The sequence below is a fragment of the Rhodococcus mengyinensis genome, from assembly GCF_048381435.1.
In the GTDB taxonomy this organism is placed as follows: domain Bacteria; phylum Actinomycetota; class Actinomycetes; order Mycobacteriales; family Mycobacteriaceae; genus Rhodococcus_F; species Rhodococcus_F opacus_D.
Map to the genome: position 1 here is coordinate 26,252 of NZ_JBLWIT010000057.1, position 9,862 is coordinate 36,113.

The 9,862-nt window shown below is 68.5% G+C and carries 9 protein-coding genes; 4 read left to right on the forward strand and 5 right to left on the reverse strand.

All coding sequences use genetic code 11. The features are described from left to right. Window positions 1-2 precede the first annotated feature (2 nt). Window positions 3-650, reverse strand: a complete 648-nt coding sequence (locus ACNJ7E_RS11880; protein ID WP_054247469.1) for an IclR family transcriptional regulator — start codon at window positions 648-650, stop codon at window positions 3-5. A 159-nt stretch (window positions 651-809) separates the two neighbouring features. Next, window positions 810-1,517, reverse strand: a complete 708-nt coding sequence (locus ACNJ7E_RS11885) for a FadR/GntR family transcriptional regulator (protein WP_317571097.1) — start codon at window positions 1,515-1,517, stop codon at window positions 810-812. An 83-nt stretch (window positions 1,518-1,600) separates the two neighbouring features. On the opposite strand from ACNJ7E_RS11885, the gene ACNJ7E_RS11890 reads away from it, so the two are divergent. From ACNJ7E_RS11890 to ACNJ7E_RS11900, 3 genes are read left to right on the forward strand one after another with little or no spacing between them, the layout of a single operon-like run. After that, window positions 1,601-2,356 carry a (Fe-S)-binding protein gene (locus ACNJ7E_RS11890; RefSeq protein WP_418339976.1) on the forward strand — a complete coding sequence of 252 codons (756 nt, stop codon included), beginning with the start codon at window positions 1,601-1,603 and terminating at the stop codon, window positions 2,354-2,356. Then, complete coding sequence (locus tag ACNJ7E_RS11895) at window positions 2,353-3,834, forward strand: LutB/LldF family L-lactate oxidation iron-sulfur protein (protein ID WP_418339977.1); 1,482 nt, start codon at window positions 2,353-2,355, stop codon at window positions 3,832-3,834. Before ACNJ7E_RS11890 ends, ACNJ7E_RS11895 begins: the two co-directional genes overlap by 4 nt. Continuing rightward, window positions 3,831-4,442, forward strand: coding sequence for a LutC/YkgG family protein (locus ACNJ7E_RS11900; RefSeq protein WP_280779302.1), 612 nt, complete (start codon window positions 3,831-3,833; stop codon window positions 4,440-4,442). The genes ACNJ7E_RS11895 and ACNJ7E_RS11900 overlap by 4 nt, the downstream gene beginning before the upstream one ends. A gap of 43 nt (window positions 4,443-4,485) precedes the next feature. On the opposite strand, the gene ACNJ7E_RS11905 is transcribed toward ACNJ7E_RS11900, so the two are convergent. Further along, window positions 4,486-5,307 (reverse strand): alpha/beta hydrolase, encoded by an 822-nt coding sequence (locus ACNJ7E_RS11905; RefSeq protein ID WP_280779301.1) that lies wholly within the window; start codon window positions 5,305-5,307, stop codon window positions 4,486-4,488. Then, the gene (locus ACNJ7E_RS11910) at window positions 5,304-6,320 is read right to left on the reverse strand and encodes a PHP domain-containing protein (protein WP_133985771.1); all 1,017 of its coding nucleotides are present in this window, start codon (window positions 6,318-6,320) and stop codon (window positions 5,304-5,306) included. Before ACNJ7E_RS11910 ends, ACNJ7E_RS11905 begins: the two co-directional genes overlap by 4 nt. A 157-nt stretch (window positions 6,321-6,477) precedes the next feature. On the opposite strand from ACNJ7E_RS11910, the gene ACNJ7E_RS11915 reads away from it, so the two are divergent. Further along, entirely contained in the window at window positions 6,478-8,547 is a 2,070-nt protein-coding gene (locus ACNJ7E_RS11915) for a PhoX family protein (RefSeq protein ID WP_418339978.1), read from the forward strand. A gap of 21 nt (window positions 8,548-8,568) precedes the next feature. Here the strand turns inward: ACNJ7E_RS11915 and ACNJ7E_RS11920 are convergent, their stop codons facing one another. Then, a complete protein-coding gene (locus ACNJ7E_RS11920; protein ID WP_489686813.1) occupies window positions 8,569-9,813 on the reverse strand; it encodes an IS30 family transposase in 1,245 nt (414 codons plus the stop codon). Window positions 9,814-9,862: the final 49 nt, after the last annotated feature.

Here is a 9,862-nt window from a genome sequence, read left to right on the forward strand (position 1 = left end):
GGTCAGGAGTCGAGAAGTGACTTTTCGATGCGATGAGCGGCGTCGACGGCCGAGGGACCGAGACGGGGTCCGGGATCGTCACCGAGCCGGTGCAACGGGCCCGACACGCACACCGACGCGACAATCTCGCCGTGCACTCGTACCGGTGCACTGACCGAGCCGAGGCCGGGAACCCGCTCGGAGAGCGTCTGCCACCAGCCGCGGCGTCGCGCGACGGGGTCGTTGTCGAAATCGCCGGCCAGCACGTGACCGCTCGACCCTTCCGCCAGCGGAAATGTGGTGCCGACCGGCATGGTGGCCCGCAGTTCGTTCGACGATTCGACACTGGCGGCGCACAAGCGCAGGTCACCGCGCCGGACCCACAACTGCGAGGACTCACCGGTGCCCTCGCTCAGCTCCCGAAGCACCGGCATGGCGATATCGGTCATCCCCGCTGCAGTGAAGCGATACCCGAGCCAGTATCGACCCTCGGCATCTCGACGCAGGTAGCCATAGTGGGCGAGCTCGGCCACGAGACGTTGGGTGGTCGACTTCGACAAGCCGACAGTGCGCGCAAGCTCGCTCGTGATCATCGGTCGTAACTCGACGGCGTCGATGATGGCGAACGCGCGCGACAAGACACCGACCGTCTTGCGCTGCTCGTCCGCCATGGCCCGATTCTCCCCACGAAACCACGCCCGCGAACTGCATGGTGTTGCCGCCTGTGTCACACGATCCTAGCTTCGAGCACCAGCGACACGACGGATCACTGGTCTGGTCACCCCTCCAACTCGGCGGCGGCGGTGCCGGTGCATTACTCGCCCGATCGCCTACACGTCGCCCGACCCACGCACGGGCGCGAAACGCCCGTAGAAGCCCTCGATGTGCTCCCGCACCAGGCCGGCGGCCTCGGCGCCGTGTCCGTCGCGGAGGGCGGCCACGATGCCGCGGTGCTCGCAGCGGAGGTGGGTCGCGACGGCAGGCCAGTCGTCGAGGAGCGGAACGGCCTGCATGACGTAGCCGTGAATGGAGTCGCGGAGCGAGACCATCATCGCCTCGACGAGGACGTTGCCCGCGAGTCCGGCCATCGCGACGTGCAGGTCGGCGTCGAGCCGGTGGAACGCCTCGGGTGAGAGGTCCTCGTCGTCCATCGCGTCGAGCAGTGTGTCGATGGCCGAGAAGTCGAGGTCGGGGGCCTGTCCGGCGGCTTCCTGCACCGCCCACGACTCGAGCAGTGTGCGCGTCTGGACGACGTCGTGGATGGGCAGCGTGCGCGTCGCCATGTGCAGTCGGATGGCCGCGCCGATGGACGCGGCCGGGTCGGCGGCCACGATCGCGCCTGCGTCCGGTCCGGACCCGACGGCCGTGCGGACGATGCCCATGGCCTCGAGCACGCGTATGGCCTCGCGGACGGACGAGCGTCCGACCCCCAGTTCCTCCGCGAGTGCGCGCTCGGCGGGCAGACGACCGCCGACGGTGAGTTTGCCTGCCGCCAGATCCTGCTCGATGCGATGCAGGACGACCTCGTGTGTGCGCACGACGAAAGTTTACCTGGTGTGGTCTGACCACAGTGCGCTACTGTGGTNGGTCAGACCACAGCCCAGCCCGGTTGGAGTACCCGATGAGAATCGCCCTGTTCGCCACGTGCCTGGCGGATGCCCTGTTCCCCGAATCCGCCACCTCGACGGTCCGCCTGCTCGAGCGGCTCGGCCACGAGGTCGTGTTCCCACCGAAGCAGACGTGCTGCGGGCAGATGCACGTCAACACCGGCTACCAGGCCGAAGCGCTGCCACTCGTCCGTCACCACGTGGAGGCGTTCGAGAGCGGACCGTCCTGGGACGTCGCGGTGGCGCCGTCCGGTTCCTGCGTCGGATCCGTCCGGCACCAGCACGCGATGGTCGCCCGCCGGTACGGCGACGAATCGCTCGCGGCGCGCGCCGAGGAGGTCGCGTCCCGGACGTACGAACTGTCGGAACTGCTCGTCGACGTCCTCGGCGTCACCGACGTCGGCGCCTACTACCCCCACCGGGTGACGTACCACCCGACATGCCACTCGCTGCGGATGCTGCGCGTCGCGGACAAGCCGCTGCAACTGCTGCGCGCGGTGCGCGGGATGACGCTGATCGAACTGCCCGCCGCCGAATCCTGTTGCGGTTTCGGCGGAACGTTCGCGCTGAAGAACTCCGAGACGTCGACCGCGATGCTCGCCGACAAGATGGGCAACGTCCTGAGCACGGGCGCCGAGGTGTGCAGCGCCGGCGACTCGTCCTGCCTGATGCACATCGGCGGCGGACTGTCCCGGCTGCGCAGCGGGGTCCGCACCGTCCACCTCGCCGAGATCCTGGCGAGCACCGAGAAGATCGGGAGCAACGCATGACCACGTTCCTCGGCTCACCCACCTTCCATGCGGGCACCGGAAATATCCGGGGCACAGAATCTTTCCCCGACGCGGCGCGGAAATCGCTCGCCGACACCCAGCTGCGCGCCAACCTCGGCGCGGCCACCACCACCATCCGCAACAAGCGCATCGCCGCGGTCGCCGAGGTCGACGACTGGGAGGAACTGCGCCGGGCGGGCAGCGCCCTGAAGGCGGACGTGATGGCGCGGCTCCCCCAACTGCTCGTGCAGTTCGAGGAGAACGTCACCGCCCGCGGCGGCACCGTCCACTGGGCGCGCGACTCGGAGGAGGCGAACCGGATCATCACCGACCTCGTGCGGGCCACCGGCTCCGACGAGGTCGTGAAGGTCAAGTCGATGGCCACCCAGGAGACGGGCCTCAACGAGCATCTCGAGGAGAACGGGATCGCGGCGATCGAAACCGACCTCGCCGAACTCATCGTCCAACTCGGCGAGGACAAGCCGAGCCACATCCTCGTTCCCGCCATCCACCGCAACCGCGCCGAGATACGTGAGATCTTCCTGAAATCGATGCCGGGCATCGACAAGGACATCACGGACGATCCGCGGGCACTCGCGATGGCCGCGCGGGCACACCTTAGGCGGAAGTTCCTCTCCGCGAAGGTGGCGATCAGCGGCGCGAACTTCGGGGTCGCGGAAACCGGGACCCTCGCGGTGGTGGAGTCGGAGGGCAACGGGCGGATGTGCCTCACCCTCCCCGACACCCTCATCACCCTCATGGGCATCGAGAAACTGGTCCCGACGTTCACCGACCTGGAGGTGTTCATGCAACTGCTGCCGCGGTCGTCCACCGCCGAGCGGATGAACCCGTACACCTCCATGTGGACCGGGGTGCATCCCGGCGACGGCCCGCAGAACTTCCACGTCGTCCTCCTCGACAACGGTCGCACCAACGTCCTCGCGGACGAGGTCGGGCGGTCGGCGCTCCACTGCATCCGCTGCAGCGCCTGCCTGAACGTGTGTCCCGTCTACGAGCGGGCGGGCGGTCACGCGTACGGGTCCGTGTATCCGGGCCCGATCGGCGCGATCCTCAGCCCGCAACTCACCGGGACCACCGGTCACGACGACCCGAACGCCTCGCTGCCGTTCGCCTCGACGCTGTGCGGCGCCTGCTTCGATGCCTGCCCGGTGCGCATCGACATCCCCAGCATCCTGGTGCACCTGCGTGCGGAACAGGTCGACTCCGAGCGGCACGGACTTCCGGGCGGCCAGGACCTCGCGATGAAGGCCGCCGGCTTCGTGATGGGGTCGGAGAAGCGGTTCGCCGCCGCCGAGACGGCGTCCAAGATCGGCCGGGTGCTGGGCGGCAAGAAGGGACGCATCACGTCGCTGCCGTACCCGGGGTCGAAGTGGACCGCGAGCCGCGACCTCCCCTCCCCGCCGAAGGAGACCTTCCGACAATGGTGGGCCCGCACTCACGAGGACACGACACGATGACCGCACGCGAAGAGATCCTGACCCGGATCCGGTCGGCGCTCGCCGAAGCGCCCGCCCCCGAACCCGTTCCCCGCGACTACCACCGGCAGCCCGCGTCGGGCCCCGGGGACGTCGAGTTCTTCGCCCACACCGTCGACGACTATCGCGCGCAGGTCCACCGAGCCGAGGAGAGCACGGTTGCCGAGGTCGTCACCGGGCTGATCGCGGAGGGGGCGCGCGCCGTCGTCCCACCGGACCTGCCGCTGTCGTGGCGGCCGCGACGTGACGTCGTCGTCGACGGGGCGCCCGCCGAACTGTCGACGCTCGAACTCGACGCGCTCGACGTCGTCGTCACCGGCTGCACCCTCGGGATCGCCGCCACCGGGACGATCGTGCTCGACGGCGGCGCCGGCCAGGGGCGGCGGGCACTGACCCTGGTCCCGGATCACCACATCTGCATCGTGCGCACCGATCAGATCGTCGACACCGTGCCGCAGGCCTTCCAGACCCTCGACGCGACCAAGCCGCTGACGTTCATCAGCGGTCCCAGCGCCACCAGCGACATCGAACTCAACCGCGTCGAGGGCGTCCACGGTCCGCGGACGCTGGACGTCGTCATAGTGCGCTGACGCGCCCGTGCGCCCTTTTGGTAGTCCCGGGTACCAAAAAGGCTCACGGGGCGCGGAGCGCCCTCGCGGCCAGATCGGCGGTGGCGCGGACGATCTCCGCGCCACCGAACATCACGTCGTCGTTGTGCCCGGCCCCGGGCAGCACGACGGTTTCCACCGGACCGAGCGCCGCATCGGCCACGCGAGCGCTCTGCTCCGGCGGGACGACGATGTCGGCGGTGCCGTAGACGACGGTGGTGGGCACAGCGATGCGTGCGACGTACTCCGCGACGGGGAATCGGTCGCGCAGCAACAGCTTGACCGGCAGGAACGGGTAGTGCGCTGCGCCGACGGCGGCGAGGTCGACGAACGGCGACCGGAGCAGCAGGCCCGCAGGCGGATGCTCGGTGGCGAGTTCGGTGACGACGCCGGTGCCGAGGCTTTCCCCGAAGTAGAGCAGCCGCTCCGGCGGCACGCGACGTTCGTCGACGAGGTGTCGGCGGGCCGCCCGGACGTCGAGTGCCAGCCCGTCCTCGCCGGGGTGGCCGGGGTTGCCGCCGTACCCGCGGTAGTCGAAGAGCAGTGTGGCGAAACCGGCGGCGGCGAGGTCGGACGCCAGCAGCGCCCGGTCGGCCCTGTTGCCGGCGTTCCCGGCGGCCACGAGGACGGTCATGCGCGGGTCCCCGCTCGCGGGTGGGACGTACCAGGCACCGAGTTCGAGGCCGTCCGAGGTGGTCAGCGTGACGTCCTCGGCCCCGGCGATCAGTCGGTCGGCAGGCGGCACCGGGGAGTTGTCGGGGTAGTAGATCAGTCGTCGCTGCAATACCCACACGGCGGCGACCAGCAGAGCCACGACGACGAGCGCGACGATGCCGACGCGGATCATTGCCGGATCGGTGTTCCGGCCCACTCCAGCAACTCGGCGACGGGCAGGGTGTTGATCACGTCCGACGGCTCGACTCCGCGTTCGGCGGCGCGCTCGCAGGCGTACCCCTGCCAGGCGAGCTGACCGGTGGTGTGCGCGTCGGTGTCGATGGAGAACTTGCACCCGCTGTTCAGTGCGAGGTCGATCAGGCGTCCCGGCGGGTCTCGGCGCTCGGGGCGGGAGTTGATCTCGACCGCGGTGCCGTACTCGCGGCACGCCTCGAACACCCGTTCCGCGTCGAATTTCGATTCGGGCCGCGGCCCCCGCGCACCCTCGACGAGCCGGCCGGTGCAGTGCCCGAGGACGTCGACGTGCGGGGACTTCACGGCCTGCAGCATCCGCTTGGTCGTCGTCGCCCGGTCGGTGTCCAGGTGCGAGTGCACGCTGGCCACCACGATGTCCAGGTCGGCGAGCAGGTCGTCGTCCTGGTCGAGGGAGCCGTCGACGAGGATGTCGACCTCGATGCCGGTCAGCACGCGGAACGGCGCGAGTTCCGCGTTCAGTTCGGCGACGACGCTCAGCTGGGAGAGCAGTTGCTCCGACGACATTCCGTTCGCGACCGTCAGCCGCGGCGAGTGATCGGTGATCGCGCAGTACTCGTGGCCCAGGGCGGCGGCGCGGCGCATCATCTCCCGGATCGGGCACCGGCCGTCCGACCAGTCGGAATGGGTGTGCAGGTCGCCGCGGAGCGCGTCGAGCAGTTCGGTCCCGCCGAGTCCGATCGGTTCGGCCGCATTGCGCAGGTACGTCAGGTACAGCGGCACCGACGCGGCACACTCACGGATGATCGCGGCAGCCTCGGACCCGATGTCGGGTGGCGACACCCAGCCGCGCTCCTCCAGGTCGGCCAGCGCGTCCTCGTCCGCGTACGTCAGCACGTCGGCCGCCCGCCGGAATGCGGCGATCCTCGGTGCCTCGTCACGCGAGCGCTCGAGCCAGAACGCAATTTCCCGCAGCGCTTCGACGGGGTCCATCTTTCAATGGTGCACGGCTGCCGGGCTGCTGGCTAGGAGCAATTTCTGCCAGAACTTAGGCTCCCCTCGTTGTCCGCACGTTCATACAAATGTTCCCTTCGTCTCGCTTACGACTTCTACGGTGCCGGAGTTGTCCACATTCGAATCGGGAGCCACGGTGAGCTTGAAACCCCTCGCACTGTTCGTCAATCACGACGGAGTGTCCTCGCGCGCGTCCGTCACTTGTCAGTACAAGTGCGGAAACGCGTGCTCCCACGACGTGCCCAACACCTCGCACGGCGAGTATTTCCGTGACATCGCCCGCACCGCCCTGTCGCGGCGCGGGATGCTGCGCGGCACGGGGATGGCCGTCCTCGCCGTCGGCGCGGGCAGCGCGCTGGTGGCCTGCTCGGACGACTCCGGCAGCGGAAGCGTCTCCGGCACGGGCGGTTCGGACGGTTCCGCGCCCACCGGAACGAACTTCGACGCCGTCGCCCCCAACACCGAGGACGCCCTCGTCGTCCCCGACGGGTACGAGCAGGCCGTGGTGATCCGCTGGGGCGACCCGGTGCTGCCCGGGGCTCCCGCGTTCGACTTCGACAACCAGACCGCCCAGGCGCAGGCGCAGCAGTTCGGGTTCAACAACGACTTCGCCGGACTCCTGCCGGTCGAGGGTCAGCCGAACACCTTCCTGCTGGTGGTCAACCACGAGTACACCACCGAGCCGTTCATGTTCACGGGCTACGACGCCGAAAACCCGTCACCGGAGCAGTTCCAGACCGCGCTCGCCGCCCACGGGCTGTCCGTGGTGCAGGTGAAGGGCGAATCCGCCTCCGGCGCGCTCACTCCCGAGTTCGGACCGTACAACCGGCGCATCACGGCGACGACGGAATTCGTCGTCACCGGTCCCGCCGCGGGCAGCGACTTCCTGAAGACGTCCGCGGACCCGACGGGCACGAAGGTGCTCGGCACGCTGAACAACTGTTCGGGTGGCGTGACACCGTGGGGCACAGTGCTGTCAGGGGAGGAGAACTTCAACCAGTACTTCGCGAACGCCGAACTGGTCACCGACCCCGCCGTCGCCGCACGGCTGAAGCGGTACGGCGTGGAAGGTGCTGCCTCCGAGCGTAAGTGGGAACGGTTCGACAAGCGTTTCGACCTCATCCAGGAGCCGAACGAGGTCAACCGCTTCGGCTACGTCGTCGAGGTCGACCCGTGGGACGCGGCGTCCGCACCCGTCAAGCACACGGCACTGGGCCGGTTCAAGCACGAGGCCGCCACCATCCACGTCACCGACGACGGCACCGTCGTGGCGTACAGCGGTGACGACGAGCGCTTCGACTACATGTACAAGTTCGTCTCCAGCCGCAAGGTGATGGACGGCAGGAGCCAGGCCGCGTTGCGCCACAACATGACGCTGCTCGACGCGGGCACCCTGTACGTCGCGAAGTTCAGTGGCAACTCGGCGGAAGAGATCGACGGGTCGGGCACGCTGCCGGCGAGCGGCACGTTCGACGGCACCGGGGAGTGGATCCCGCTGCTGCGCACCGGCGAGGACGGCCGGGGTGAGTCGCTCGTCGACGGCATGAGCGCCGAAGAGGTGGCGGTGTTCACCCGTCATGCCGGCGACAAGGTCGGTGCCACCAAGATGGACCGTCCCGAGGACTTCGAACCCAGCCCGACGACCGGCAAGGTGTACGTGGCGCTGACCAACAACACCAAACGCGGCGTCGACGGCGGCGCGGCGGCCGACGAGGCCAACCCGCGGAACAACAACAAGAACGGCCAGGTCCTCGAACTCACCGACGACCACGCCGGCACCGCGTTCACGTGGAACCTGCTGCTCGTGTGCGGTGACCCGACGGAGGCCGACACCTACTTCGGCGGGTTCGACAAGGCGAGCGTCAGCCCGATCTCCTGCCCCGACAACCTGGCGTTCGATCCGCACGGCAACCTGTGGATCTCCACCGACGGCAACGCGCTGAAGTCCAACGACGGCCTGTTCAGCGTCGTCCTCGAGGGCCCGAACCGCGGGGAGACCAAGCAGTTCCTCACCGTGCCCAAGGGCGCCGAGACCTGCGGTCCGATCGTCGGCGACGAGCGGGTCACGGTGTGCGTGCAGCACCCGGGTGAACTGGACGACGCCAGCGCCGACAACCCGGCGTCGCACTGGCCCGACGGCGGCGACGCGCAGCCGCGTCCCGCCGTCGTGGCGGTGTGGAAGTCGGGCGGCCGGATCGGCGTCTGACCCCATGTGAGTGGGCAGAATCTAGCGAACGTCGCAACAGTTGGGCCTGTCGTGGGATGACGGTATCTCAGTAAGAAGCGAGACCGGAGTTGCCCACTCCAGGGTCTTGCGGGGTCGACTATTCAACTGGGAGGCAACCTCGACCAGACGCTCCGGCGTATAGATGCCGAGGTCGCTGCTCTTGGGAAAGTATTGACGCAGAAGCCCGTTGAGGTTCTCATTGCTGCCGCGCTGCCACGGCGAGTGGGCGTCACAGAAGAACACGTCCAGGCCGGTCTCGGCGGAGATCTGCTGGTGCAATGCCATCTCCTTGCCCTGATCCCAGGTCAGGGTCTTCCGAAGCTGCGGCGGCAGTGCTGCCATCGCCGCCGCGATGCCGTCACGAAGTTCCTGGGCACGGTTTCGGCCGGGAAGGTGAATCAGCATGCAGTACCGGCTTCGTCGTTCGACCAGCGTGCCGATCGCCGTCTTGTTCCCCGCTCCCATGATGCAATCACCTTCCCAATGCCCGGGCACGCTGCGGTCGGCCGCCTCGTCGGGTCGTTGGTCGATCATCGTCATATTCGTCAACCGGCCGCGACGTTCCAAGCCCGACAGGCGGCGGCGACGCCGGTATCGGCCGGTCCGCAAGGACCGTTTCGCGGGCCGTGTCAGGCCGCACCGTTGGTCATAAATCGCCTGGTAGATGCTCTCCGGGCACAGATGCCGGTTTCGTTGGCCGGGGAAATCGACGCGGAGCTGATGCGCGACTTGTTCCGGGCTGAACTTCAGGTCGCTGAGCAACTGTGCGACGTGCGCGCCCAGGACGGCGTCGGTATCGAGGCGGCGGGCGCGAGGGCGCCCGATCCGGTGCACGGCCAGCCGCTGGGCAGCGTGCGGACGGTACTCATTGTCGGTGGCGTTGTTGCGTAGCTCCCGGCTGATCGTCGACGGTGATCGGTTGAGCTCGGATGCGATCGCGCGGACACCGCAGCCGGCCCGGCGGAGATCTGCGATCATGATCCGCTCGTCCAGGGACAGGTAGCGGGGCGAGCGAGGCCGCGTGCGAACGTCAGAAGTCACTGGCGGATAGTGCACCGGCTCGCCGGCCGTATTGGTGATTGTGCGCCCGAACCGCCATCGTGTCCCGGTCCGGCGGTTGATTCCGACACGGCGGCACGCCTCGGAGTTACCAACCCCTTGCCGGATCAGCCGAGCGAACTGTTCCCGCTTCTCCGTCAGAGCAACACCGGGGTGCCCACTGTTGGGCTGTGTCGAGTCGTGCATCGCAACCTCCGATTAGCGTCGGGTGTTGCGACGTTCACTGGAATCCGCC

What these genes read in the sequence shown, in the direction of transcription:
- ACNJ7E_RS11895 (WP_418339977.1), top strand. Translation starts at nt 2,353, where the DNA reads ATGACCACGTTCCTCGGCTCACCCACCTTCCATGCGGGCACCGGAAAT.
- ACNJ7E_RS11910 (WP_133985771.1), bottom strand. Translation starts at nt 6,320, where the DNA reads ATGGACCCCGTCGAAGCGCTGCGGGAAATTGCGTTCTGGCTCGAGCGC.
- ACNJ7E_RS11920 (WP_489686813.1), bottom strand. Translation starts at nt 9,813, where the DNA reads ATGCACGACTCGACACAGCCCAACAGTGGGCACCCCGGTGTTGCTCTG.
- ACNJ7E_RS11900 (WP_280779302.1), top strand. Translation starts at nt 3,831, where the DNA reads ATGACCGCACGCGAAGAGATCCTGACCCGGATCCGGTCGGCGCTCGCC.
- ACNJ7E_RS11880 (WP_054247469.1), bottom strand. Translation starts at nt 650, where the DNA reads ATGGCGGACGAGCAGCGCAAGACGGTCGGTGTCTTGTCGCGCGCGTTC.
- ACNJ7E_RS11905 (WP_280779301.1), bottom strand. Translation starts at nt 5,307, where the DNA reads ATGATCCGCGTCGGCATCGTCGCGCTCGTCGTCGTGGCTCTGCTGGTC.
- ACNJ7E_RS11890 (WP_418339976.1), top strand. Translation starts at nt 1,601, where the DNA reads ATGAGAATCGCCCTGTTCGCCACGTGCCTGGCGGATGCCCTGTTCCCC.